24 protein-coding genes and 1 riboswitch are annotated in these 23,239 nt (G+C 63.2%); of the genes, 11 read left to right on the top strand and 13 right to left on the bottom strand.

Annotated elements, in window-relative coordinates; all coding sequences use genetic code 11:
* Nucleotides 1-4 precede the first annotated feature (4 nt).
* Nucleotides 5-430 carry a type II secretion system major pseudopilin GspG gene (gene gspG, locus E8E68_RS17630; protein ID WP_110743299.1) on the bottom strand — a complete coding sequence of 142 codons (426 nt, stop codon included), beginning with the start codon at nt 428-430 and terminating at the stop codon, nt 5-7.
* A 185-nt stretch (nt 431-615) separates the two neighbouring features.
* Between gspG and E8E68_RS17625 the strand changes: the two genes are divergently transcribed.
* The 4 genes from E8E68_RS17625 to E8E68_RS17610 all read left to right on the top strand — a co-directional run bounded on the left by E8E68_RS17625 (nt 616) and on the right by E8E68_RS17610 (nt 5,976).
* Nucleotides 616-1,209, top strand: coding sequence for a transglycosylase SLT domain-containing protein (locus tag E8E68_RS17625; RefSeq protein WP_280343206.1), 594 nt, complete (start codon nt 616-618; stop codon nt 1,207-1,209).
* Between the two features lie 123 nt (nt 1,210-1,332).
* Complete coding sequence (locus E8E68_RS17620; RefSeq protein WP_280343204.1) at nt 1,333-2,793, top strand: HAMP domain-containing sensor histidine kinase; 1,461 nt, start codon at nt 1,333-1,335, stop codon at nt 2,791-2,793.
* 293 nt (nt 2,794-3,086) lie between these two features.
* Nucleotides 3,087-4,580 (top strand): HAMP domain-containing sensor histidine kinase, encoded by a 1,494-nt coding sequence (locus tag E8E68_RS17615; RefSeq protein ID WP_266029481.1) that lies wholly within the window; start codon nt 3,087-3,089, stop codon nt 4,578-4,580.
* The gene (locus E8E68_RS17610; RefSeq protein ID WP_280343200.1) at nt 4,549-5,976 is read left to right on the top strand and encodes a sigma-54 dependent transcriptional regulator; all 1,428 of its coding nucleotides are present in this window, start codon (nt 4,549-4,551) and stop codon (nt 5,974-5,976) included. The genes E8E68_RS17615 and E8E68_RS17610 overlap by 32 nt, the downstream gene beginning before the upstream one ends.
* 19 nt (nt 5,977-5,995) lie before the next feature.
* Here E8E68_RS17610 and E8E68_RS17605 read toward each other — a convergent pair whose 3' ends face one another.
* The 3 genes from E8E68_RS17605 to E8E68_RS17595 form a co-directional block, all read right to left on the bottom strand.
* On the bottom strand, nt 5,996-6,301 hold the full coding sequence (locus tag E8E68_RS17605; RefSeq protein WP_266029485.1) for a hypothetical protein: 306 nt from the start codon (nt 6,299-6,301) through the stop codon (nt 5,996-5,998).
* An 84-nt stretch (nt 6,302-6,385) separates the two neighbouring features.
* Nucleotides 6,386-7,738, bottom strand: a complete 1,353-nt coding sequence (locus tag E8E68_RS17600) for a GntP family permease (protein WP_003253832.1) — start codon at nt 7,736-7,738, stop codon at nt 6,386-6,388.
* A 111-nt stretch (nt 7,739-7,849) separates the two neighbouring features.
* Nucleotides 7,850-8,389 (bottom strand): gluconokinase, encoded by a 540-nt coding sequence (locus tag E8E68_RS17595; RefSeq protein WP_110743010.1) that lies wholly within the window; start codon nt 8,387-8,389, stop codon nt 7,850-7,852.
* 207 nt (nt 8,390-8,596) lie between these two features.
* Between E8E68_RS17595 and E8E68_RS17590 the strand changes: the two genes are divergently transcribed.
* Together E8E68_RS17590 and E8E68_RS17585 are read left to right on the top strand one after the other, a co-directional pair.
* Nucleotides 8,597-9,616 carry a LacI family DNA-binding transcriptional regulator gene (locus E8E68_RS17590; protein WP_266029487.1) on the top strand — a complete coding sequence of 340 codons (1,020 nt, stop codon included), beginning with the start codon at nt 8,597-8,599 and terminating at the stop codon, nt 9,614-9,616.
* A 145-nt stretch (nt 9,617-9,761) separates the two neighbouring features.
* Nucleotides 9,762-11,081 (top strand): PAS domain-containing methyl-accepting chemotaxis protein, encoded by a 1,320-nt coding sequence (locus E8E68_RS17585; protein WP_266029489.1) that lies wholly within the window; start codon nt 9,762-9,764, stop codon nt 11,079-11,081.
* On the opposite strand, the gene E8E68_RS17580 is transcribed toward E8E68_RS17585, so the two are convergent.
* From E8E68_RS17580 to E8E68_RS17545, 8 genes are all read right to left on the bottom strand, one after another.
* The gene (locus tag E8E68_RS17580; protein WP_266029490.1) at nt 11,056-14,325 is read right to left on the bottom strand and encodes a transporter substrate-binding domain-containing protein; all 3,270 of its coding nucleotides are present in this window, start codon (nt 14,323-14,325) and stop codon (nt 11,056-11,058) included. The genes E8E68_RS17585 and E8E68_RS17580 overlap by 26 nt on opposite strands.
* Before the next feature lie 12 nt (nt 14,326-14,337).
* On the bottom strand, nt 14,338-14,952 hold the full coding sequence (locus E8E68_RS17575; protein ID WP_266029492.1) for a response regulator transcription factor: 615 nt from the start codon (nt 14,950-14,952) through the stop codon (nt 14,338-14,340).
* A 219-nt stretch (nt 14,953-15,171) separates the two neighbouring features.
* Nucleotides 15,172-15,414 (bottom strand): DUF1272 domain-containing protein, encoded by a 243-nt coding sequence (locus E8E68_RS17570; protein WP_110743005.1) that lies wholly within the window; start codon nt 15,412-15,414, stop codon nt 15,172-15,174.
* 66 nt (nt 15,415-15,480) lie between these two features.
* Nucleotides 15,481-16,233 carry a precorrin-4 C(11)-methyltransferase gene (gene cobM, locus E8E68_RS17565; protein ID WP_110743004.1) on the bottom strand — a complete coding sequence of 251 codons (753 nt, stop codon included), beginning with the start codon at nt 16,231-16,233 and terminating at the stop codon, nt 15,481-15,483.
* A 35-nt stretch (nt 16,234-16,268) separates the two neighbouring features.
* Complete coding sequence (locus E8E68_RS17560; protein WP_266029495.1) at nt 16,269-16,655, bottom strand: cobalamin biosynthesis protein; 387 nt, start codon at nt 16,653-16,655, stop codon at nt 16,269-16,271.
* Nucleotides 16,655-17,341, bottom strand: a complete 687-nt coding sequence (locus E8E68_RS17555; RefSeq protein WP_266029496.1) for a CbtA family protein — start codon at nt 17,339-17,341, stop codon at nt 16,655-16,657. Before E8E68_RS17555 ends, E8E68_RS17560 begins: the two co-directional genes overlap by 1 nt.
* A 13-nt stretch (nt 17,342-17,354) precedes the next feature.
* Nucleotides 17,355-17,543, bottom strand: coding sequence for a CbtB-domain containing protein (locus E8E68_RS17550; protein WP_110742999.1), 189 nt, complete (start codon nt 17,541-17,543; stop codon nt 17,355-17,357).
* 93 nt (nt 17,544-17,636) lie between these two features.
* Nucleotides 17,637-17,859: riboswitch (cobalamin riboswitch) on the bottom strand.
* A 114-nt stretch (nt 17,860-17,973) separates the two neighbouring features.
* A complete protein-coding gene (locus E8E68_RS17545; RefSeq protein ID WP_280343184.1) occupies nt 17,974-18,453 on the bottom strand; it encodes a GNAT family N-acetyltransferase in 480 nt (159 codons plus the stop codon).
* Nucleotides 18,454-18,586: 133 nt separating this feature from the next.
* Here E8E68_RS17545 and E8E68_RS17540 point away from each other — a divergent pair, with 133 nt between their 5' ends.
* The 5 genes from E8E68_RS17540 (at nt 18,587) to E8E68_RS17520 (ending at nt 22,562) form a co-directional block, all read left to right on the top strand.
* Entirely contained in the window at nt 18,587-19,207 is a 621-nt protein-coding gene (locus tag E8E68_RS17540; protein ID WP_110742993.1) for a LysE family translocator, read from the top strand.
* Nucleotides 19,208-19,228: 21 nt separating this feature from the next.
* The gene (locus E8E68_RS17535) at nt 19,229-20,101 is read left to right on the top strand and encodes an alpha/beta hydrolase (RefSeq protein WP_280343181.1); all 873 of its coding nucleotides are present in this window, start codon (nt 19,229-19,231) and stop codon (nt 20,099-20,101) included.
* A gap of 94 nt (nt 20,102-20,195) precedes the next feature.
* Nucleotides 20,196-21,062, top strand: a complete 867-nt coding sequence (locus E8E68_RS17530; RefSeq protein ID WP_266029501.1) for a pirin family protein — start codon at nt 20,196-20,198, stop codon at nt 21,060-21,062.
* A 129-nt stretch (nt 21,063-21,191) separates the two neighbouring features.
* Nucleotides 21,192-22,118: an AlkA N-terminal domain-containing protein gene (locus tag E8E68_RS17525; protein ID WP_280343178.1), complete on the top strand. Its 927-nt coding sequence runs from the start codon at nt 21,192-21,194 to the stop codon at nt 22,116-22,118.
* A gap of 186 nt (nt 22,119-22,304) precedes the next feature.
* A complete protein-coding gene (locus tag E8E68_RS17520; protein WP_266029503.1) occupies nt 22,305-22,562 on the top strand; it encodes a DUF1652 domain-containing protein in 258 nt (85 codons plus the stop codon).
* Nucleotides 22,563-22,579: 17 nt separating this feature from the next.
* Here the strand turns inward: E8E68_RS17520 and E8E68_RS17515 are convergent, their stop codons facing one another.
* Nucleotides 22,580-23,194 (bottom strand): Yip1 family protein, encoded by a 615-nt coding sequence (locus tag E8E68_RS17515; RefSeq protein ID WP_280343173.1) that lies wholly within the window; start codon nt 23,192-23,194, stop codon nt 22,580-22,582.
* Nucleotides 23,195-23,239: the final 45 nt, after the last annotated feature.

Raw genomic sequence — 23,239 nt, 5'->3', positions numbered from 1 at the left:
CTCCCTATTGCCAACTGGTGATTTCGGCATTTTCCCCGTCACCGCCCGGCTGGCCGTCCTTGCCCATTGACAGCAGGTCGTATTCACCGCCGTTCTCGCCAGGCTGCCGGTAGATATACGGGCGCCCCCACGGGTCTTGTGGCACGGCTTTTTGCAGGTAGGGACCGGTCCAGCGAGGTTCGCCATTGGGGGCAATCACCAGAGCCTGCAAGCCTTGCTCGCTATTGGGGTAGTGGCCGACCTCCAGGCGGTACAGGTCCAGGGCCTTGCTCAGCCCCTCAATTTGCGCCCGCGCTACCTTGGCCTCGGAGCGGCCCAGCTGACTGAAATACTTGGGCGCGACGATGCCGGCCAGCAGGCCGAGCACCACCAGTACCACCAAAAGTTCAAGCAGGGTGAAGCCACGTTGGGGGTTGGATCTGCGCTGCATGGTGAAGCCCTCCACTGCATGGGAACACAGGTTGCCAGGCAGCATGCAACAGCCGTGCACGTCTGCCTCGGGGCCTTGCGCCATGCGGCACAGGAAGCGGCACAGTGCTTGCGTCGTGGTCTGTGTCCTCGGGTTTTCCGGGGGATTTCCCCCACATCGGGGGCCACGACGAAGAGGCGGCCGACATGCGTGGACTCATCCTTGGCTTGTTCTGGCTGGCGGCAGGTACTGCCCAGGCCGATATGTACATCTCCATCGATGCCAAGGGCGGCTACGTATTGACCAACGTTCATCGACCCGGGCGCCACTACGAGAAGGTGATCAGCGAACCGCTGGCCCAGGCCGGTCCGGCCAAGGCGCAGATGATCACCGGGCGCCCGTACGCCGAAGTGGTCGCCACGGCGGCCCGCATCCACAATGTACCGCCGGCGCTGCTTCATGCGCTGATCAAGGCTGAGTCCGGCTACAACCCCAAGGCGCGTTCCCGGGCGGGGGCAGTGGGGCTGATGCAGCTGATGCCGGATACCGCGCGCGAAATGGGCGTGGAAGACCGCCTGGACCCGGAAGACAACGTGCAGGGCGGAGCACGCTACATCAAGCAGATGCTCAAGCTTTTCGACAATGACATCACCCTGGCCGTGGCGGCCTATAACGCCGGCCCGGATGCCGTGCTGCGGCGCGGCGCGGTACCACCGTTCGCCGAAACCCGGCGTTATGTGCCCACGGTGTTGCGGGAGTATCGCAAGTTGCAAGGGCTGGCGGATGATTCGCCGTTGTAAGCGACAACCCATGGCCGCGCTCACGACAGGAATGACCCTTCGGCGGATGCTATCAATTTAGCACTATGGTTTCCCCAACTCTGGGCTATAACCATCTGAAGGTGCCCAGCAGTGGAGTCCATCATGGACCTCGCCCCTCGTTCCGACGCCATTGAAGTGCCTGCCGGTAGCGAGCTGGCCGCCCCGCGCAAGCCGTTCAACCTGCTGCGCTGGTACGCCTGGGTCAGCCTGGCGATCATCCTGTCGGTAGCTGCGGGGCTGGGGCTGATTTCCAGCCGCTTCATCATCGACGAAAGCGTCGAACGCGACGCCTTGCTCACCGCGCAATTCATCACCTCCATTGCCGATGCCGAAGTACGCCATGTGTCTATCCCCAACGTGCGCACCATGGGCGAGCTACTGGACCCGCGCACCGATCGCAGCAACCTCCCGGATGTCGACCCGGATGCCCGGCGCAAGGCCCGCGGTGAGTTCCTCGACCACATCGCCCACCTGCCCGACATGCTGCTGGCCAACATCTACGCCCCGGACCGCACGGTGATCTGGTCCAGCAACCCGGCGTTGATCGGCAGGCTGATCGAGGGCGACGACGACCTGGACCGGGCGTTCCAGTACAAGATGCGGGTGTCGGCCAGCTACCACAACTTCGAACAGGCCCGCTCCGAGCAGAAGTTCGTGACCCCACCCGAGCAGTTGTTCATCGAGAACTACATTCCGCTGTTCGATGCCGATGGCGAGCAGGTCACGGCCATGGTCGAAATCTACAAGGAGCCTCATGACCTGATCGTGCGCATCGAGCATGGCCTGGTTCTGATCTGGATGGCGATCACCGTGGGCGCCGCGCTGGTGTATATCGGCCTCTACGGCATCATGCACCGCGCCGCCCGGTTGCTGGCGGTGCAGCAGAAGCGCCTGATCAACAGTGAAACCTACGTGGCACTGGGCGAAGTGTCATCTGCGGTGGCCCATAGCCTGCGCAACCCGCTGGCCAGCATCCGCTCCAGTGCAGAGCTGGCCCAGGCATTTGACGAAGGCCCGGCGCAACGCCAGGTCAATGACATCATCAGCCAGGTCGATCGCATGTCGCAGTGGATCCGCCAGATGCTGCAGTCCCTGCGCCCGCTCAACGATGAGGCGGTGGCAGTGGACCTGTCGCAGGCGGTGCAGGAAAGCCTGCAAACCTACGCGGTGCCGCTGGCCCGCGGCGGGGTGACCCTGGACTTGCAACCGTTACCGGCCGTGCAGGTGCTAGGGCACCCAGCGCTACTGCGCCAGGTGTTCAGCAGCCTGATCGCCAATGCCCTGGAATCGATGGAACAAGGTGGCCGACTGCGCATCGAGGTCGTGCGGCAGAAACGGCGCAGCCTGATCTTGCGTTTGTCCGACAATGGCAAGGGCATGAACGAAGAACAACTGCGCATGGCCTTCCGGCCGTTCTTCACCACCAAACAAGGTGGGCTGGGGGTGGGGCTGGTGCTGGTGAAGCGCATCATGGAGAGATTCGGCGGTACGGTTCGGCTTAGCAGCAGTGAAGGCCATGGCACGCGGGTTTCGTTGAATTTTCGCTTGGCGGACAGCTCATAATCTAATTTGACTTGTGCTCATAAGCCACTGATATAAAACGATTTAATTAAGATGGGTAAAAGGTACCCAATAGTGGGGGAATATCCGCTATTGGGGATGAAGTATTTTCAATAACCGGCTGATCTATAAAGATTTATTCTTTGTTTAATCGATTGGCTGGGTTTTTGCTTCGTATCTGTGGAGCACCACACGCGACAAATGGCAGCCATGGCTGCCGAGGTGGAATGTCATCCAACGGCGCCATGCCCGGGTCGATGCATTTCTGAACGGACGCCCTGCGCGGGAACCACGCGATGCAGATGCTGGAAAACGAAGCGCCCGACAAGGCCAGTGCGACCGCCAGCGGTCTCGCTCTACCCCTGCATGAATTCAACCTGTTGCGCTGGTTTTCGGTCATCAGCTTGTTGATCATCGCCTCGGTCGCGGGTGGACTGGGGTATGTCTCGACTCGATTCGTGGTCCGTGACAGCGTTCAGCGGGACGCAATGCTCACCGCACAGTTCATCCAGGCCATGGCCCAGGCCGAGGTGCGCCATTCGCAGTTGCCGCCGGGTACCACCATGGGCGAATTGCTCGACCCGCGCCTGGACCTGCAGCACCTGCAGTTCAGCCCGGCACTGGCTGAATCTACGCGGATAGAGTTCCTCGACCATGTCGAGCACCTGCCGGACACCTTGCTGGCCAATGTCTACGCCCGCGACCGCACCATCGTCTGGTCCACCAATTCCGAACTGATCGGCAAGCGCATTGATGCCGATGACGACCTCGACCGCGCCTTCCGCTCGCGCAAGGCTGTATCGGCCAGCTATCACAAGGCCGAGGAAGACCGCGAGGAACAAAAGTTTCAGCGTCATCCACGCTATCTGTTCATCGAGAACTACATCCCGCTGTTCGACAGCCAGGGCGAGCAGGTGCTGGCCATGGTGGAAATCTACAAAGAGCCGCAGGACCTGATTCGGCGCATTCAGCGCGGCTATGTGCTGATCTGGGCCTCGACCCTGGTGGGTGGCGCGTTGATCTACTTCGGGCTGTTCTGGATCGTGCGCCGGGCGGCGCAGATGCTGCGCCTGCAGCAGGATCGGCTGGTGGCCAGTGAAACCTACGTGGCGTTGGGCGAAATGTCGTCGGCGGTGGCCCACAGTTTGCGCAACCCGCTGGCCAACATCCGCTCCAGTGCCGAACTGGCCCAGGACATCGCCAACCCCGCCGCGCAGAAGAACATCAGCGACATCATCAGCCAGGTCGACCGTATGTCACGCTGGGTGCGCGACCTGTTGGTGTCGTTGCGCCCCAGCAGCGACGAACCCGAGCCAGTGGACCTGGTGGCGGCCATCGAGGATACCCACCTGGCCTTCGCCCAGCAGATCGAGCGCAACGGCGTACGCTTCCATTTCGAAGGGCCGGACGTGCAGTGGGTGGCCAGCCAGCCGCTGCAGCTTACCCAGATTCTCAACAGCCTGTTCGCCAATGCCCTGGAGGCCATGCCCACCGGCGGCATGCTCAATGCCCAGGTCATCGTGCAGGAGGGCCTGCGCGCCGAGTTCGTGCTCACCGACACTGGCAAGGGCATGAGCAAACAGCAGGAACAGAAGGTATTCAAGCCATTCTTCACCACCAAGCAGGGCGGCCTTGGTGTCGGCCTGGCCCTGGTCAAGCGCATCATGGAACGTTTTGGCGGCTCGGTCAGCCTGAGCAGCCGCGAAGAGGAAGGAACCCGCGTCAGCCTTACATTCAATATCGCAGCGGGAGGGGACTATGGAGCACAACATCCTGGTAGTCGAGGATGATGAAATCCTCGCCGACAACATTCGCACGTACCTGAGCCTGAAGGGCTACGAGGTCACCGTGTGCCACAGCGCGGAGCTTGCCCTGGAGCAAATCAGCCGGGTCCAGCCCGACGCGGTGCTGACCGACAACTCGCTGCCGGGCATGAGCGGGCACGACCTGCTGCGCAACCTGGTTGTCCAGGCGCCGGACCTGAAAGTGATCATGATGACCGGCTACGGCAATGTCGAAGATGCCGTGCAAGCCATGAAGGAGGGGGCCTTCCACTACCTGACCAAGCCGGTGGTGCTGGCCGAGCTCAAGCTCACCCTGGACAAGGCCTTGGCGACCGAGCGCCTGGAGCGCACGTTGTCGTTCTACCAGGAGCGCGAAGCGCAAAAGTCCGGGCTACAGGCAATGATCGGCGAGTCGCCCACCATGCTTACCCTCAAGCACACCCTGCGCCAGGTGCTCGATGCCGAGCGGCGTATGGCCAGCGACGACTTGCCGCCAGTGCTGGTCGAAGGTGAAACCGGCACTGGCAAGGAACTGGTGGCGCGCGCGCTGCATTTTGACGGCTCGCGCAGCAAGGGGCCGTTCATCGAGTTCAACTGCGCCTCGATCCCTGCCAACCTGCTGGAAGCCGAACTGTTCGGCCATGAGAAGGGCGCGTTCACCGATGCCAAGGAGCGCCGTGTCGGGCTGGTAGAGGCTGCCGATGGCGGCACCCTGTTCCTCGACGAGATCGGCGAGATGGACCTGGTGCTGCAGGCGAAGCTGCTGAAGCTGCTGGAAGACCGCAGCATCCGCCGGATTGGTGCGGTGAAGGAGCGCAAGGTCGATCTGCGGGTGATCAGCGCCACCAACTGTAACCTGGAACAGATGGTGCAGCAGGGCAAGTTCCGCCGCGACCTGTTTTTCCGCCTGCGCATCATTGCTGTGAAAGTGCCACGCCTGTCTGCGCGAGGGCAGGACATACTGCTGCTGGCGCGTCACTTCCTGGCCCACCATGGCCGGCGTTATGGCAAGCCCAACCTGCGCTTTTCTGCCGAGGCGGAAAGCCTGATGCTCGGTTACAGCTGGCCTGGCAATGTGCGCGAGCTGCGCAACATGCTGGAGCAGACAGTGCTGCTGGCGCCCAGCGAGGTGGTGCAGGCGCATCAGCTCAACCTGTGTATGGCCTTGGTTGATGAGCCTTTGGTGCAGCAACCGGCGCCGGCCATGTTCGAAATGCCCCGGCATGAACCGGAGCCCGGTACCAGCCTGCCGGACATGGAGCGCGACCTGGTGTGCAAGACCCTGGACCGCACCGACTGGAACGTGACCAAGTCGGCGCGCATGCTCGGGCTGTCGCGGGACATGCTGCGGTACCGGATCGAGAAACTGGGCCTGACCCGGCCTGACAAGCGCCAGTGGTGACTGGGTAGCAACGATGGCTTCAGGGGCGATTACCCGGGTTTGTGCCGGTGTCACCTTGGCCCTGAGCCCCCTCCGAGCCACTGCCGCCCATCCCGGGCAAATCGCGGTCGTCAGTCTGCTCCGCAGGTGGGCTGTCCGGGTCGTTACCCTTTATGCGCGGGTCGGTATCCCGCGGCATGGGTTTTTCGATGGGGTTGAGGGTGCTATCCGCGCCAGGTTGCGGCGCGGAGCTATGCGGGTCGTCGGGGTAGGTCGGGCCGGTGCCGACGGCCAGCGCCAACGGCGAGGCGAGGAGGGCGATCAGCAGGATGCTGGAACGGGGCATGGCAAGCTCCTTTGCTTCGGTCAGGACTCATATTTCCCTTCGGCCCTAGCCGGAACGTCATGGTGCCATTACCCCGATCAACGGTTACACCACCAGCGACAGCAGCATGATGAAGATGATCCCCACGATGGAAAGAATGGTCTCCATCATGCTCCAGGTCTTGAAGGTTTCCGCCACGGTCATGTTGAAGTACTGCTTGACCAGCCAGAAGCCGGCGTCGTTCACATGCGACAGGATCAGCGAGCCGGCACCGGTGGCCAGCACCAGCAGTTCACGGTTCACCCCCGGTACCAGGTCGATCACCGGCGCGACGATGCCCGCGCCGGTAATGGTGGCGACCGTGGCAGAGCCGGTGGCGATGCGGATCACCGCCGCCACCAGCCACGCCAGCATGATCGGTGAAATTTCAGCCTGCACGGCCATCTGCCCGATCACATTACCCACCCCGGTGTCGACCAGCATCTGCTTGAAACCGCCGCCGGCACCGACGATCAGGACGATGGCGGCGGTAGGCGCCAGGCTCTGGTCGAGCATTTTCATGATCTGCTGGCGGTTGAAGCCGCGCGCGGAACCAAAGGTATAGAAGGCCAGCAGCAGGGCGGCGAGCAGGGCGGTGATCGGGTGGCCGATCAGGTCCATCCACTGGCGCACGATGTGCTCGGCAGGCAGCACCACGTCGGCAAAGGTTTTCAGCAGCATCAACGCCACCGGCAGCAGCACCGTGATCAGGGTGATGCTGAAGCTCGGCAGGTTGCCCTGATCGGATTCCTTGGCGATCTGGTCCATCAGTTCCTGGGACGGGTTGCCCGGGATATAGCGGGAGATGAAGTTCCCGAACAGCGGACCGGCAATGATCGCGGTAGGCAGCGCAACGATCAGGCCGTAGAAGATGGTCTTGCCGATGTCGGCGTGGAAAATGCCGATTGCCAGCAGTGGGCCTGGGTGGGGTGGCACCAGGCCGTGTACCACCGACAGGCCGGCCAGCAGCGGAATGCCTATCTTCACCAGCGACACCCCGGAGCGCCGGGCGACGATGAACACCAGTGGAATCAACAGGACGAAACCGATTTCGAAGAATAGCGGGATGCCCACCAGGAAGGCGGCGAACATCATCGCCCAATGCACGTTCTTCTTGCCGAAGGCGCGGATCAGGGTTTGCGCGATCTGGTCGGCCCCGCCGGAATCAGCCATCAGTTTGCCAAGCATGGTGCCCAGGGCGAGCACGATGCCGACAAAGCCAAGCACGCCGCCAAACCCGTCCTGGAACGATTTCATGACCTTGGCCACCGGCATGCCGGAAGTCAGGCCCAGGAAACCGGCCGCGAGGGTGAGGGCGACGAAGGGGTGCACCTTGAAATGGGTGATCAGCAGGATCAGCCCGACGATGGTAACCAGCGCGTCGAGCAGCAGGAAGGTATCAGTAGCCAGTCCGAACATGGTTTGAAGGCCTCGGTCTTATCGTTGTTTTGGGCGGAGCTATGTGGAACTTTGCCCGCGTTCGCGGGTCGGGGTAGCGCTGTCTTTGGTGAGCCGGGAAAACCGCCAGGTTCAGGCGGTTTGCGCCAGGCCCTGCTCACCGCAGTGCTTTAGCCAGCGGTCTACCGCTTCGGCCAGTGCATCGATGGGCTGGGTGGCGTCCAGTGCCAGGGTCAGCGGTTCGCCACGTGGTGATTCCAGGGCCGCGAACTGGCTATCGATCAGGCTGGCCGGCATGAAGTGGCCGGGGCGGGCGAGCACGCGCTTTTCGGCCTCGGCAGGGGTCAGTTCGAGGAACACGAACACCAGCCCTGGCATCGCCTCGCGCAGGGTTTCGCGATAGCGGCGCTTGAGTGCCGAGCAGGTCAGGATGGGACGCTCCCCGGCCTGGGTAGTGGTTTGCAGCTCTTTACCAAGGCGCACCAGCCAGCCGGCTCGGTCGCTGTCGTCCAGCGGGATGCCAGCGCTCATCTTGCGAATGTTTTCGGCAGGGTGGAAAGCGTCGCCTTCGATCAGGCGGCCGCCGCTTCTGGCAGCGATGGCGGCACCGATGCAGCTTTTGCCGCAACCGGCCACGCCCATCACCACAATGGCGGACAGGGGAGAATTCATCAGTACCTCCTGCGGGGTGAGATAGCGCTGTCTCGTCTCAGACGTACAGCCACCTCCCCGGTGTTATTGGTCTTGTCCTTACGCAGTATGGACGCCTGGTGGCGAGCGCGTGATGGCTGCTACCAAAGATTACATTGCCTGCGTCCTGAGACAGCGCTACCTTAGTGGCCGTTCCCTCTCCTTGCAAGTAGTAAAATTACAACATCCATGTCCCGCACCGGCTCCCGAACTACAGGTCGTCCCACGCTGGCAGAAGTTGCCAGACTTTCCGGGGTTTCCCCGATTACCGCTTCGCGCGCGCTGCGCGGGGTCAGCACAGTGGCGCCGGAGCTTGTCGAAAAAGTCATTGCCGCAGCCGCAAACCTTGGCTACGTGGCCAACCATGCCGCCCGGGCGCTGGCCTCGGCACGCAGCCAGTCGGTGGTGGTGCTGATCCCGTCGCTGTCCAACCAGTTGTTCATCGACACCCTGGAGGCGATTCACGAGGTCATGCGCCCGCGTGGGTTTGAGGTGCTGATCGGCAACTATCACTACGACCTTGCCGAAGAAGAGAACCTGATCCGCAACTACCTGGCGTATCAGCCTTGCGGCATGCTGCTGACCGGTTTCGATCGCAGCGATACGGCCCGGCAGATGTTGGCCGCCAGCGGTGTGCCGTGTGTGCACATGATGGAACTCAACGGTGAGCCGGGGGCGTTGTCGGTCGGCTTTTCGCAGCAGCAGGCCGGGCGCGCAGCTGCCAGGCACTTGATCGAGCGCGGGCGCAAGCGCCTTGCCTTCATTGCTGCACAGCTCGACCCGCGGGTGATGCAGCGGGCCGAGGGCTTTCGCCAGGCGCTGGCCGAGGCCGGCCTGCAGGCGGCCGAGCTGGAAGTGCTGGCGCCGGAGCCTTCGTCGATCGCGTTGGGCAGTACGTTGTTCAGCCAGTTGCTGCAGCAGGCCCCGGATGTCGACGGTATCTTCTTCTGTAACGACGACCTGGCCCAGGGCGCAGTGCTGCAGGCATTACGCCAAGGGGTGGAGGTGCCACGCCAGGTGGCGATGGTTGGCTTCAACGACCTGCCGGCTTCGGCCCACATGGTGCCGCGCCTGACGTCGATCCGCACACCGCGGGCTGCCGTCGGTCGGGGCGCGGCGCAGGCGCTGCTGGCGTTGCTGGATGGCAAGCGGGTGGCGAATGCGCAGCAGGACCTGGGCTTTGAGCTGATGGTGCGGGAAAGCTCCTGAAGGCCCTGCGAAGTCGCAGCGACAGCGACCGCAACGGCCTGCGGATTTGGTGAACAGGTAGTAGTCACAAAGTGATAGCACTGTGCTTGCACGGCGCCTGCGGCGATCTATGCTCAGAAAACCGCGCATAAGGGAGCCCTGCGTCATGTTCGATTTCCACCGCAAAGCAGATTTGGTCGAGATCCAGCGCAGTCATCAGGCGTTGGCCAATGCACAGGCCAAACTGGCCGCCATCAGCCGTTCCATGGCAATGATCGAGTTCACGCCCGACGGCACCATCCTCGATGCCAACGAGCGCTTCTGCCAGGCCATGGGCTACAGCGCCGACGAGCTGCGGGGCAAGCATCACCGGCTGTTCTGTGAGGCGGACTACGCCAAAAGTGCCGAATACCAGCAACTGTGGCGCGAGCTGGGGCAGGGCAAGGCCATCAGCGGTACCTTCGAGCGGGTGGACAAGGCCGGGCGCGAAGTCTGGCTGGAAGCCAGCTACATGCCTGTGCTGGATGACCAGCGCCAGGTCACCAGCGTGATCAAGGTGGCTGCCGACATCAGCCAGCGGGTGATGCTCGAACACGAAAGTGAAAGCCTGCTCAAGGCCATCGGCCGCTCCATGGCGGTGATCGAGTTCACGCCGCAAGGCCGCGTGATCAAGGCCAACCAGAACTTCCTCGATACCATGGGCTACCGGCTCGATGAAGTGGTCGGCCGGCACCACGGGCTGTTCTGCCTGGCGCATGAGCGCGAGTCGGCCGAATACCGGGAGTTCTGGGCATCGCTCAACCGTGGCGAATACCACTCGCACCGTTTCGAACGCGTCAACAAGCAGGGCCAGACGGTCTATCTCGAGGCCTCCTACAACCCGATCTTCGACAGCAAGGGCCGCCTCTACAAAGTGGTCAAGTTCGCCAGCGATATCACCCACCAGATCTGTACCCAACAAAGCGCTGCCGATGCCGCCCATGCCAGTTCGGTGCAGACTGACGCCTGCGCACGCAAAGGGACCGAGGTGGTACAGCAGACGGTGCAGGTGATCGAGCAGATTTCCCAGGAACTGAACGACGCGGCGCGCAGCATCGATGCGGTCAGCAAGCAGTCGGATGTGATCGGTCAGATCGTGCTGACCATTCGCGGCATTGCCGACCAGACCAACCTGCTGGCGCTGAACGCGGCCATCGAGGCGGCCCGGGCCGGCGAGCACGGGCGCGGCTTTGCCGTGGTCGCCGACGAGGTGCGCAACCTGGCGGCGCGCACCAGCAAGGCCACGCTGGAAATCGTCGATGTGGTGCGACAGAACCACGACCTGTCGCTACTGGCGGTGGCCAGCATGCAGTCGAGCCTGAACCGTACCGGCCATGGGGTGGCGTTGGCCAACGAGGCCGGGACGGTAATCATGGAAATCCAGCAGGGCTCACGGCACGTGGTAGATGCCATCAGCCAGATCAGTTCGACGCTGCAATTGCATTGAGCGCGTCGCGCATCTCGTCCAGCAGCACCTGCAGGCTGGCCTCCAGGTGCGCACGCTGTTCCACCGTCGATAGACCCTCTGTGTGGGCCTGTTCGATGGCTTCGCAATCCCTGACCACGGTGCGCACCCTGATCATCTTGGCGCCACCCTTGATGCGATGGGCCAAGGTACGCACGGCTTCATCCGAGGCATCCGGGCCCAACGCGCGCAACGTGGCCAGGTCTTCGCCAACACTCACTGACAGTTGCTCCAGCAGGTGCCGAGTCAGTTGCTCGTCATCCTGAGTCAGGTGGCGCAGTTCGGCCAGGTTGAGCGCCCCACGGCCTGCTACCGCCTTGTGTTGCCGGGGGCGGGCCTGAGGCAGGTGGGTCTTGAGCGTGCGCAGGCCGATCGGTTTGAACAGGCATTCATCCATGCCACTGGCCAGGCAGCGGGCGCGTTCCTCGGCCTGGGCGTTGGCCGTGACACCCAGGATCCAGCACGGTAACAGGCCGCGTTCGCTTTCCATGGCGCGAATGCAGCGCGTGAGTTCGTGCCCGTCCATGACGGGCATGCTGCAATCGGTTATCACCAGGTCGAAGCGCCCGGCCTGCCAGTGGGCAAGGGCGACTTCGCCGTTCTCCGCCAGGGTAACGTGGTGCCCCAGGGTGTGCAGTTGCCGCTCCAATAGAAGCAGGTTGGCGGGATAGTCGTCGACCACCAGAATGTTCAGCGGTTCGCTGCGGGTTTCCGGCGGCAGCATCTGTGTGGCTTGGGCCGGCGCAGCGCAGGTGGGCAGTTGCAGGTTGACCTGTACCCGGGTACCAACGCCTTCGACACTCTGCAGGGTCAACACGCCGCCCATCAATTCGGCCAGGGTGCGGCTGATGACCAGGCCCAGGCCAGCACCTTGCCGTGCCCTCGGCCCTTCAGCCTGGACGAAGGCATTGAACAACCGCGCCTGGTCGGCGGGGCTGATCCCGATACCGGTGTCGCGCACATTCATCTCGATGGCCAGCATGTCGTGCCCGGCGACCTTGGGCAGTAGCAGGCTGGCCTGCACTTCACCACGGTCGGTGAACTTGATGGCATTGCTGATCAGGTTGGACATGACCTGCTTGAGCCGCAGCGGGTCGGCCAGCACCCAGAGCGGTTCTGACGGCAGTTCGCTGTGCAGGTGCAGCCCCTTGGCCCGGGCATTACCGTCGAACACCCGCAGCGTCGCGCGCACCAGTTCGACCAGGTCGGTGGGCACCGGCTGCAGGGTAATGTGGCCGGATTCGATGCGGGAAATATCGAGAATGTCGCCAATCAGCTCAAGTAGGCCGATGGCCGAATCGTGTGCGGTCTGCAGGGTCTGGGTATCGCTGCGCCCGCTGCGACAGTCTTCCAGGGCCAGCTCCAGCAAACCGATCACGGCATTCATCGGGGTGCGTATTTCATGGCTCATGGTGGCCAGGAAGGTACTTTTGGTCTGGCTGGCCTGTTCGGCGTCGTCCTTGGCTTGACGCAGCTGCTCAAGTAGCCCGCGGCTCAGCGCCAGCTGGGCCTGCAGCGCATGCTGGGCCTCGGTGCGCTGGTTGATCAGCTTGCGCAGGTAGCTGTTCCAGAACACCACCCCGGCCAGCAGCAGTGCCGACAGCACCAGCACCTGCAGGGCCAGGGTGCGGTAATCGCGCCATGGGCTGTCGCTGACCAGGGTGCTGGTGCGCCAGCGGTTGATCAGCTGGTCGAGCTCTTCGGGCGGAATGCTCAAGAGCGCCTTGTCGAGAATGGCCTGTAGCTGCGGCTGGTCGGCGGCCACGGCGAAAGCGGCAATGGCCGGCTCGTCGTCAAGTACGCTGGCGATGCGCAGGCGGTCCTTGAACACATGGTTGATGTAGTAGGCAGCATTGATATGGCTGCTCAAGGCAACGTCGGCGCGGTCATTGGCCACCGCCTCCATCAGCCCGAGGGGGTTGTCCACCTCCACCAGGCGGGCTTGCGGGTAGCGTTGTTGCAGGGCTGCCCGTTGCGGCGATCCTCGAACCAGGGCGATGCGCTGGCCGTCCAGCGCCTTGGTTTGTGCGGGGGAGGGATGATCACTGCGTGTGACCAGTACTCGTGGGCTGATCAGGTAGGGCCGGGTGTAGCGCAGTTGCTTCAAACGGTCTGCGCTGTAGCCCAAGGCGCCGATCATCATCGCATCACCTTTGCGCAGGCGCTCGACCATGGCGGAGGCCGAAGTGCTTTCGACAGGCTTGAATTGCAACCCGGTACGCAGGGCGATCTGCTTCAGCAGGTCGAGGGTTATACCGCTGGGGTGGTGCTTGGCATCGTTGAACGTCAGGGGCGCCAGCGAAGTATTGACCAACACGCTGACGACGGGGTGCTCGGCAATCCACGCTTCCTCTTCGTTGCTGAGGGCGGTCAAGTGGCGTTGTAGCAGCAAGCTGGTGTTGCCGCTGCTCCAGCGGCGCAGGATGTTCAAGCGTTCGCTCTCGCTGATGCGCGCCAGCGCCTTGTCGACCAGCTGGCGCAAGCGCAGGTTGTCGCGGGCCAGGGCAAAGGCGAAGGGTTCGGGGGATGCAGGGGAAAAGTGATCGATCTTCAGCGTACCCTGAAAGCTCTTGCCGATGATGAAATCGGTGCTGATGGCATCGCCCAGGTACGCGTCTGCCTCGCCCAGCTCGACAGCCGCGAGCCCGGCCAGGGTCGAGCGGTACAGGCTCAGCTGCGCGTTGGGGTACAGGTTGCGCACGCTGCTGGCCGGCAGGTAGTGATCGACCATGGCCAGGCGCAGGCCACCGAGGTCGGGTGTGTGCTTCAGGCTGCGCCCTTCACGGGTGATGATCACCGGCAGGTCGTCGGCATAGGGCGTGCTGAGGGTGAGCTGGGCGTCCGCTGCCTCGAAGGCGTTGGAGCTGCCCAGCAGGTCAATGCGCCCCTCGCGCAGCGCAGTGATAGCTTCGTGACGGCTGTTGTAGCGACGTACCTCGATGGCAATGCCCAGTTGTTCGCCGATGATGCCGGCATAATCGGCACTCAAACCCTCGTAGTCATGCTGGCTGACGTTGATTTCGAACGGTGGGTAGTCGGGGCGCGAACTGCCCAGTACCAGCCGTTGGTGTTGTCGTAGCCAGTGGCGGTCGTCACTGGACAGCACCAGCGGGGCTGCGGCACTGACTGAGCGCGCCAGTAACTGGCGGGGTTCGCTATCGGCCAGCAACGCGCTGCAATGGACCAGGGCAATGGTCACCAGGGCGCTCGCCATCAGGCGCTTCATGCGTTTAGGCACTCAGTAGACGCTGTTGCGCTTGGCCAGGTCGACCATTTCCACCAGTGATTCGGTCTTGAGCTTTTCCATGATGCGGCCCCGGTAGGTGCTGATGGTCTTGGCGCTGAGGTTCATGCAGGTGCCGATATTCTTGTTGTTCTCGCCACGTGCCAGGCGCCGCAACACTTCCATTTCACGGTTGGACAGGCTGGCCAGGCGAACCGGCTCGCTGTCGAGCGAATTGCTGTTGACCGACATTTGCGGAAAGGTCGAATAGCCCTTGACCAATGCCTTGAGGGCGAACAGCAGGGCGTCGTGATCCTCTTCTTTGGTGACGAAGGCGCCGATGCCGGCATCCAGGCAACGGCGTACGTACAGGTCGGTGGCCTGGCCGGTGAGCACCATGATCTTCGGTACAGGCTCCAGGCATTGCAGGCGTTTGATGACCTCCATGCCGTCCAGCCCTGGCAGGCCAATGTCGAGAATGACGACGTCCGGGCGCAGTTCGCGGGCTACCTGTGCCACTTCACTGCCATTGCCCACCTCGCCAACCACATGAAAGCGTTCGCGTTCGAGCATCATGCGCAAAGACAGCCGGACGATGGGGTGGTCGTCGACGATCAGCACGGTTGTCATGAAGAAAACTCCTGTCGGGATGTGGTCCGTTTCCTGGAACACTCAGGAATACGTCTGCAAGTAGGATTATCGGAAGCGCTGCACGATACGACCATTCCCGAGGTTTGGTAATGCCGAGTATAGAAGTGTTGAAAGTACCTGCGGCTGTTGTTGAAAAGTCCTACAAAAAACGGGAAACATCACCCTGTAGCAGCGGTGATGTCGTTTTCTTGTGGCCGATCACGCGCAGGCTGAGTGTGCTTTGTTGATGCGCAGGGTGGAGGCAGGGTTGTTGGCCAGTGCCTGCCCGACCCGCGTTGGGCGCGCCACCAGCTGGCCGCTGCAGTTCGGGCAGCGGCCCTGGAAACGGGTTTCGGCACAGGTACGGCAGAACGTGCATTCGAAGGAGCAGATCAGCACGTCAGGGCTGTCGCCCGGCAGGTCGGTATCGCAACATTCACAGTTGGGGCGTAATTCCAGCATGGGCATGGCTCCTGTACGCGGGCGGGAACCCGCAGTCTGCTATGCCCGCGGTCTGGCTGGCAATGCTCAGTCACCTGGGCGATACAGGTGGGCGTGCCCGGCGCGGTACAAGGCGGATTCGGCGAACGGCGTATCGCCCAGTACATGGCCCACCAGGATCAGCGCCGTACGGCGAAAGTCTTTGGCTGCTACACGCTCGGCAATATCGCCCAGCGTGCCGCGTACCCAGTCCTGGTCTGGCCAGGTGGCCCGGTGTACCACTGCGACCGGGCAGTGCGCGCCGTAGTGCGGCAACAGCTCGTCGACGATGCGCGCGAGGTGCTTGACCCCAAGGTGAATCGCCAGGGTGCTGCCATGGCGCGCCAGGTCGTGCAGCTGTTCGCCGGGCGGCATGGGGGAGCTGTCGCCATAGCGGGTGAGAATCACCGTTTGCGCGACCTGCGGCAGGGTCAGTTCGCAGCCGAGCAGGGCGGCGCTGGCTGCTGTGGCAGTGACCCCGGGAATGATCTGGTAATCGATGCCCAGTGCCTGCAGGTGGCGGATCTGCTCGCCGATGGCGCCGTACAGGCTGGGGTCGCCACTGTGTACCCGGGCCACATCCTGGCCGCGCTCATGGGCGTCGTGCATGGCCGCAATGATCTGCTCCAGGTGCAGTTCGGCGCTATTGATCACGGTGTCGGCCTGATGCCCTTCGAGTACGGCGGCAGGCACCAGCGAGCCGGCGTAGATGATCACCGGGCATTGGCGAATCAGCCGTTGGCCCTTGACCGTGATCAGTTCCGGGTCGCCGGGACCGGCGCCGATGAAGTAGACGGTCATGGAAAGTCCTTGCAGTGAAGAGGGTAATGAAGCGTTCAGCAGGCCAGGGCGAGGGTCGCCTGGCCCAGTACCTGGCGGGGCAGCAGCAGGCTGGCGGTGCCCAGTCGTTGGCTGGCCAGGGCCAGTGCCGCGCTCTCGGCCACACCCCAGCAGCCAGTGTGGGCATGGGCCGTGGCTGAACGGTGGCTGAGCAATGGCGCGTAAGCTTGCAGTTGCGTGCCATGGTACAGCACCAAAGGCACGCCGAGGCGTTCGGCCAGCAGCTGCAAGCCAGGTTCGTCGGCCTTCAGGCTGATGCTGGCGATGCCGCGCAGGTCGGCCAACGCCAGGCCCTGGTGATCCAGCGCCTGGCGCAGCAGGTGGTGCAGGGTATCCGCCGGGCAACCCCGGCGACAGCCGATGCCTGCGTAGAAGGTCTGCATCAGGCCTGGCTGGAGCGGCGGAACAGCCACGCGCTGAGCAGGCCCAGGGCCACCCAGAAGGCGGCATTGGTCAGCCAGGAGGCCAGCTTGAACTGGGTTTCCAGCGCTTCGGGGGCCAGGCTTTCGTGCACCTCGGGTTGTGGTGCACCGATGACGTGGGGAATGACCAGCAATACGGCACCCAGCGCCTTCAGCAGCCAGTGATGGGCGAACACCAGCAACGCCAAGCCCAGGGCTGTAGCACTGGCGGTGCCGATCCACCAGGCCTGACGTTGCCCCAGGTCGGCAGCCGCAGTACCTGGCAGTTCCGGCGGCAAGCCCAAGGTCGGGGCCAGGCAGAACACGGCGAATCCGGCCAGGCCCCACCAGGCGCCAGTGCCGATGCGCCTTGGCTCGCGCAGGCTGTACAGGGCGGCGAGGATCAAGGCGAAGCCGACCGCGACTACCAGATTGCCGCCGGTGGTGGACAGTACGCGCTGCCAGCCGTCTTCCGGCGACCAGGCTTCGGCGCTGTGTTCATGGGCAGGTGCTTCGCTGCCATGTTCGTGGTGGGCGGCCGGGGCCGAGGACTCGTAGGTTTCCGCCTGGAGAATAAGCGGAGCGACCCAGAAACTTTGCAACAGCGTCAGCAACAAGGCCGCAAGCAGCCCGCTGAAGCCCGCGGTACGGGCAATGCGCGTGATCATCGGGCGTACTCAGTCAGTGGCAGGGGAAGGCGGCGCTGTGGCGGGTGTCGTGGGCGGCGTTGTGCACGGCCTCGATGTGCGAGAAACCGGCGAAATACACCAGGCACAGGCCCAGCAGGCTGGCGCCGACAGCGATGACTACGCGCTGGCTGAGGGTAACGGGGGTGGCAAGGCTGTGTGGCTTGGCGCTGGTGACGGGCATGACGCGGTCCTCTGCTTTTTTGTGGGCAATGGGCAAGCGCGGCAGCCCCGGGCACGCTCGCCCAGGGGAATGCAACAGCGCCCGCCCACCGCGGGGTGTTCATGAACGCCAGGCCGGTCTCCGGGCTTGCGAGGAAGAGCTGGGCTCCTTGAAAACGTCACCTTCCCATGCCGCATTACAAGGCACAGTGGTACAGACGTTTCACTCGCTTACCGTTGCGGGGGCAGCACCGGCATTGTCCGGCCTTGTTGGAGGGCCTGCGACGCACCGGTTTCCCGTTTCACCCCAAAGGGGCACCTGAACGCGAGGCATAAGGAGAGCATGGGGCGGGCGTGGCGTCAATTGCCAGATCCTGCAGGCGTGGCCTTGTGCTGCGAAAGGGTGGATCAAGCTGAAGCGCTTTCAGGCAGGGTTTTTATACCCTCGCCAATCAACCCCGGGCGAACGTGGCCAGTTTTTCCCCCTCCAACCGGTAGCGGACCCACTCATCCTGCGCCTCGGCCCCGAGCTTCTGATAGAAGCCGATCGCCGGCTCGTTCCAGTCCAGCACGCTCCACTCCAGCCGCCCACAGTTGTTAGCCACCGCCTCGCGGGCAATGTGCTGCAGCAATTGCCGGCCAGCACCGTCACCGCGCTGCTCGGGCGTGATGTACAAGTCTTCCAGGTAGATGCCATTGCGTCCGAGCCAGGTCGAGTAGCTATAGAAATACACGGCATAGCCGATTGCCCGGCCATCGCGTTCGCACATCAGGCTGTGCACCGTGCTGCCCTCGTCGAACAGGCTGTGCTCGATGTCAGCCAGGGTGGCGACCACCTCGTGGCGGGCACGTTCGTAGTCGGCCAGTTCGGTGATGAAGGCCAGAATCTGTTCGGCATCGGTACGGATGGCAGGGCGAATGGTCAGGGTCATGAGGACGGCTTCCTTGATTCACGATAACGATACAGTGATGTGTATCTGCATAATTTAATAGAACTGTATCGGTCGCAGGGGGGGCGACTCCGTTAGTGTGACAGCACCTATAACGAAAGTGGAATGCCCCGCCATGCTTGCCTCTGCCGACCTGCTGACCGCCTTCGTGCTGTTCGCGTTCGTGTCTTCGATCACTCCAGGTCCCAACAACACCATGTTGCTGGCTTCGGGCGTGAACTTCGGCGTGCGCCGTTCGATCCCCCATGCCTTGGGCATCAGCTGCGGCTTCATGGTGATGGTCCTGGCCGTGGGCCTGGGCCTGGGCGAGGTTTTCAAGGCTTGGCCAGCGCTTTATACGGTGCTGCGTTACACCGGCGCAGCGTACCTGCTGTACCTCGCGTGGAAAATCGCTACGTCAGGGCCGGTCGGCACGGCCTCGTCCAGCGCCCGCAAGCCACTGGGCTTCTGGGGCGCGGCGGCATTCCAGTGGGTCAACCCAAAGGCATGGGTAATGGCGGTCGGGGCGATCACCACCTACACCCCCGCGCAAGGCTATGTCACCAACGTGATCGTGATCGCCGCCTTGTTCGCCTTGGTCAACCTGCCGAGTGTGGGGATATGGGTCATGTTCGGCAGCGCCCTGCGCAACCTGTTGCAGAATCCCCGCTGGCTGATGCTGTTCAATGTCCTGATGGCCCTGCTGCTGGTGATTTCTTTGTACCCGCTGCTGTTTGTAGAATCTGCGTTCTCCTAGTGCTGCGAGTACAGCGAACCCATGCAGTTGATTCCCTGGTCCCACGAATGCGCCGAAGGCTTCACCCTGCGTGGCTGGCGGACGCCGGCCAGTGGCAAGCCGTTGCTGCATTTCCTGCATGGCAATGGTTTCTGCTGCCTGGCCTACCAACCGTTACTGATGCGCCTGGGCGAGCATTTCGACCTGTGGCTGTGTGATGTCCAAGGCCATGGTGACAGCGACCACGGCGGGGTGTTTCGGGGTTGGAACCGCACCGCCGCGCTGGCCGTGGAGGCGTTTGAAGCCGGCCGTGGCGAGTACGGCGAGGTACCGCGTTTTGCCGTTGGCCACAGTTTCGGTGGTGTGCTGACCGGGCTGATCCTGGCCAGCGACCCGCAGTTGTTCGCCCGTGCAGTACTGCTCGACCCGGTATTGTTCAGCCGGCGCATGCTCGGGGTGATGGGCGCGGCCGCCTTGGTCGGCCTGCACCAGCGCCATGCGCTGGCGCTCAAGGCTGCCGGCCGGCGCAGTCACTGGCCTGACCGTGAAGCGGCGCTGGCATCGCTGCACGGCCGTGGCATCTTCAAAGGCTGGACCGATGCGGCGCTGCAGGCTTACGTGGAGCATGCCATCGGCGACTGTGGCGAAGCCGTGGTGCTCAAGTGTCGACCCAGCCGTGAGGTGGAAATCTTCAGCTCGTTCCCAACGCGCATGTGGGCCAGCCTTGGCGCAATCCGCACGCCGACGCGGGTGTTGTATGGCGAGCATACTTACCCGTTCGTGCCGCGCTCGGTGAACCGGTTGGCGGCACTCAACAGTCATGTCAGTGCGCAACAGGTCGCCGGTGGGCACTGTTTCATGCAGGAAGACCCGGCGATGGCTGCCGAGCAGGTGCTGAATTTCTTGCAGCACTGACTGTTCCATCCATGGAACGATCTGGCCTGTTTCTTCTGTCTATCGATAAATTGGCATCATTGATAAGGTTATCCCAGCCAAGAGGAGCCTTCTCATGAAAAAGATCCTGGGTACCTACAGCAGCCCTCACGCCCATTGGGTGGGCGATGGTTTTCCGGTGCGCAGCCTGTTCACATACGACAACCTGGCCAGCCGCATCAGCCCGTTTCTGCTGCTGGACTATGCTGGCCCGCATGATTTCGCCCCAACCCATGCCCGCCGCGGCGTTGGTCAGCACCCGCACCGCGGCTTCGAGACAGTGACCATCGTCTATCAGGGCGAACTGGAGCACCGTGACTCGACGGGGGCGGGTGGCTTGATCGGCCCTGGGGATGTGCAGTGGATGACCGCTGCCAATGGCATCATCCATGAAGAGTTCCATTCCCCGGGGTTTGCCAACAGTGGCGGTACGCTGGAGATGGTTCAGCTGTGGGTCAACCTGCCGGCGCGGGACAAGCGCGCAGCGGCCGGCTACCAGACGTTACTGGCCAATGATATCCCGGTGGTGGCACTGGACGCGGGTGCTGGTAGCCTGCGGGTGATTGCCGGTGACTACCGTGGCCATCAAGGGCCGGCGCGAACCTTTACCCCCATGGATGTCTGGGACTTGCGGCTGAACGCTGGCGCCAACCTGCAACTGCCGGTGGCCGCCGGGCGCAATGCGGCGTTGGTGGTGTTGCGCGGCAACTTGCGGGTCAATGGCGAGCGCGAGGCCGGGCCGTCCAGCCTGGTGTTGCTGGACCGGGCAGGTGAGAACGTTAGCGTTGAAGCGCTGGACGGTGCCAGTGTGCTGCTGCTCAGCGGTGAACCGATCGATGAGCCGATCGTTGGCTATGGCCCGTTCGTGATGAACAGCCAGGCGGAAATCGCCGAGTCGTTCGACGACTTCCATGCCGGGCGCTTCGGGCAGATGCAGGGTTGAAAGCTGGGCCGCTGCCACAGGAATGCGCGTTTACCTGGGGCAGCGGCCTTGCATCGCGTCTGGGACCCGGCGCGCGCCTGCGCCCTTGAACAGGAACTGGCCCCCGGCGATTTCTGGCATGATCGGCCCATGCCCAAGCTATCACCCCTGCACGCCGTACGCCGGTCGTCCACCACCCTCAGCCACCACACCCTGTGGCTGCGTTACCGTGCCCCATACCACTGGCCCTCGACCCTGGCCTTTCTCGCCGCCCGCTGCATCCCTGGCATCGAGACCTGCGACGACGGCACCTATCGCCGCACGCTGGTCGTCGCTGGCCGCCACGCTGTGCTGCACGCCACCCCTGTGCGCGACCAGTTGCGTATCCACCTTGAAGGCGTTCCATCATCGGCGTTGCCAGGCCTGATCGCGAAGCTGAGGCGGGTGTTCGACCTGGACGCCGACCCCGCGCGCATCCGTGCCGATCTGTCGCGGGACCCTTTGATGGCAACCTTGCTTGATTACCGACCAGGCCTGCGCGTGCCACAAGGGTGGGACGCGTGTGAACAAGCCATGCGTACGGTGTTGGGCCAGCAGATCAGCGTAGCCGGCGCCATGACCCTGGCTGGCCGCCTGGTACAGCGCCACGGCGTGCCCCTGCGCTTTACCGCGACGGGTCTGAGCCATGTGTTCCCGGCATTGGCAACCTTGGCCACTGCGCAGTTCGAAAACATGGGTATGCCCAGGGCACGCGCCGCGACCCTAGGCACCCTGGCCAATGCCTTGCTTGCTGCACCAGGACTGCTGCGTCCCGGCCAAATGCTGAATGACCTGCTGAGCAACCTGTGCAGGGTGAAAGGTATCGGCCCATGGAGTGCACAGTACCTGGCGCTGCGCCAGGCTGGCGCAGCCGATGCCTTGCCGTTGGGTGACGTGGCCCTGATCAAGGCATTGCGCCTGCTCGAAGGTGAACAGGCTCGACTCGCCGAACGGTCACTGGCGTGGCGCCCCTGGCGGGCCTACGCGGCACAGCACCTGTGGGCATCGCTGAGTCCTGTTGGGACCACTCGTCGCTAAGTTCGCCATTCCATTCGAACACCCAGCCGTGGCGAGCGATCTTCCACTAAGGTGCTAGAGGATTCCCCGCATGATCATTGCCCTGGCGCATGGACGTCCAACAGGGCATGGGCATTATCAATTGGCGCCCCGCCCGAAAAAGGCGTACTTCCACATAACAGGCCATCCCACAGAGAGGGTCGTACCATGTCGTTGATTGGAGTTTCGATGCTAGAGATGCGGCAGATGATCGAGCAGGCCTGCCTGCCGGATCGCTGTGAAGTCAGCTGCCCGGACGGCACCACCCTGACTATCCGCCTCGGCCAGGGCCAGAGTCTTGACGAGGGTGTGACGCTCGGGATTCCGCTGCAAAACCTCAACAGTTGCCGTGACGTGGTAAACCTGGTCGGGCAACTGCATGCGCTGCGTGACACCCGCCCGACGCCGGTCAAGGCGATTGCCTGAACGCGCGCGTGCCCCGGTCAGCCCAGGCTGGCCGGGCGTACGTATTCCGGCATCAGGCCATTGAACCAGATCAGGATCATCGCGACCAGAATGGTCACCATCACCAGCAAGCCCACGCCCCAGACGCATGTCGCGAATAGCATGGCCTGCTCCTTCTTCAGCCGCAGGAACGTCTGCAACCCGCCATACAGCAAAACACTGGCATAGGCCGAGGCGGCCAGCAGCGCACTGAACGCCACCCAGCGAATCGGCACCAGGCCGACCACCCCGGCAAAGAACCACGGTGTCGCGCAGTAGGCGGCAAAGCCGATGCACTGGTTAAGGCTGGGTTGCGCATCGAACCCCCGTGACATCCCGCGGATGATCACCCCCATCAGCATCACGCCGATGACCGTGGAGGCATACAAAAGCCCCGCCAGTTGCGCGGCGCTGCCCATGCTCAGACGTACCCGCTCCTCGGCCGCGAGGCTCCAGCCAAAGGTGGTGGTGCCCACAAACAGGCATACGGCAGGGATCAGCGCCAGCATCAGCAGGCGCGGCAGGTATTGCTGTGGGTGATCTTCCTCGGCCCGGCGGATCTCCAGCCAAGCGTCGGCCGGGTGGGTAAAGAGCTTGAGCAACGGACTGTTCATGGCGTACTCCAGCAGGTATTGGCCCTTTTGCTATGGAGACACGCG

Source organism: Pseudomonas sp. BN607, from assembly GCF_029871175.1.
Classification (GTDB): domain Bacteria; phylum Pseudomonadota; class Gammaproteobacteria; order Pseudomonadales; family Pseudomonadaceae; genus Aquipseudomonas.
Note: the sequence above shows the minus strand (reverse complement) of the source record. Positions and strands in the feature narration are given on the sequence as shown.

Excerpts from the sequence above, each read along its gene's own strand:
- gspG (WP_110743299.1), bottom strand. The coding sequence starts at position 430 with ATGCAGCGCAGATCCAACCCCCAACGTGGCTTCACCCTGCTTGAACTT.
- E8E68_RS17625 (WP_280343206.1), top strand. The coding sequence starts at position 616 with ATGCGTGGACTCATCCTTGGCTTGTTCTGGCTGGCGGCAGGTACTGCC.
- E8E68_RS17620 (WP_280343204.1), top strand. The coding sequence starts at position 1,333 with ATGGACCTCGCCCCTCGTTCCGACGCCATTGAAGTGCCTGCCGGTAGC.
- E8E68_RS17615 (WP_266029481.1), top strand. The coding sequence starts at position 3,087 with ATGCAGATGCTGGAAAACGAAGCGCCCGACAAGGCCAGTGCGACCGCC.
- E8E68_RS17610 (WP_280343200.1), top strand. The coding sequence starts at position 4,549 with ATGGAGCACAACATCCTGGTAGTCGAGGATGATGAAATCCTCGCCGAC.
- E8E68_RS17605 (WP_266029485.1), bottom strand. The coding sequence starts at position 6,301 with ATGCCCCGTTCCAGCATCCTGCTGATCGCCCTCCTCGCCTCGCCGTTG.
- E8E68_RS17600 (WP_003253832.1), bottom strand. The coding sequence starts at position 7,738 with ATGTTCGGACTGGCTACTGATACCTTCCTGCTGCTCGACGCGCTGGTT.
- E8E68_RS17595 (WP_110743010.1), bottom strand. The coding sequence starts at position 8,389 with ATGAATTCTCCCCTGTCCGCCATTGTGGTGATGGGCGTGGCCGGTTGC.
- E8E68_RS17590 (WP_266029487.1), top strand. The coding sequence starts at position 8,597 with ATGTCCCGCACCGGCTCCCGAACTACAGGTCGTCCCACGCTGGCAGAA.
- E8E68_RS17585 (WP_266029489.1), top strand. The coding sequence starts at position 9,762 with ATGTTCGATTTCCACCGCAAAGCAGATTTGGTCGAGATCCAGCGCAGT.
- E8E68_RS17580 (WP_266029490.1), bottom strand. The coding sequence starts at position 14,325 with ATGAAGCGCCTGATGGCGAGCGCCCTGGTGACCATTGCCCTGGTCCAT.
- E8E68_RS17575 (WP_266029492.1), bottom strand. The coding sequence starts at position 14,952 with ATGACAACCGTGCTGATCGTCGACGACCACCCCATCGTCCGGCTGTCT.
- E8E68_RS17570 (WP_110743005.1), bottom strand. The coding sequence starts at position 15,414 with ATGCTGGAATTACGCCCCAACTGTGAATGTTGCGATACCGACCTGCCG.
- cobM (WP_110743004.1), bottom strand. The coding sequence starts at position 16,233 with ATGACCGTCTACTTCATCGGCGCCGGTCCCGGCGACCCGGAACTGATC.
- E8E68_RS17560 (WP_266029495.1), bottom strand. The coding sequence starts at position 16,655 with ATGCAGACCTTCTACGCAGGCATCGGCTGTCGCCGGGGTTGCCCGGCG.
- E8E68_RS17555 (WP_266029496.1), bottom strand. The coding sequence starts at position 17,341 with ATGATCACGCGCATTGCCCGTACCGCGGGCTTCAGCGGGCTGCTTGCG.
- E8E68_RS17550 (WP_110742999.1), bottom strand. The coding sequence starts at position 17,543 with ATGCCCGTCACCAGCGCCAAGCCACACAGCCTTGCCACCCCCGTTACC.
- E8E68_RS17545 (WP_280343184.1), bottom strand. The coding sequence starts at position 18,453 with ATGACCCTGACCATTCGCCCTGCCATCCGTACCGATGCCGAACAGATT.
- E8E68_RS17540 (WP_110742993.1), top strand. The coding sequence starts at position 18,587 with ATGCTTGCCTCTGCCGACCTGCTGACCGCCTTCGTGCTGTTCGCGTTC.
- E8E68_RS17535 (WP_280343181.1), top strand. The coding sequence starts at position 19,229 with ATGCAGTTGATTCCCTGGTCCCACGAATGCGCCGAAGGCTTCACCCTG.
- E8E68_RS17530 (WP_266029501.1), top strand. The coding sequence starts at position 20,196 with ATGAAAAAGATCCTGGGTACCTACAGCAGCCCTCACGCCCATTGGGTG.
- E8E68_RS17525 (WP_280343178.1), top strand. The coding sequence starts at position 21,192 with ATGCCCAAGCTATCACCCCTGCACGCCGTACGCCGGTCGTCCACCACC.
- E8E68_RS17520 (WP_266029503.1), top strand. The coding sequence starts at position 22,305 with ATGTCGTTGATTGGAGTTTCGATGCTAGAGATGCGGCAGATGATCGAG.
- E8E68_RS17515 (WP_280343173.1), bottom strand. The coding sequence starts at position 23,194 with ATGAACAGTCCGTTGCTCAAGCTCTTTACCCACCCGGCCGACGCTTGG.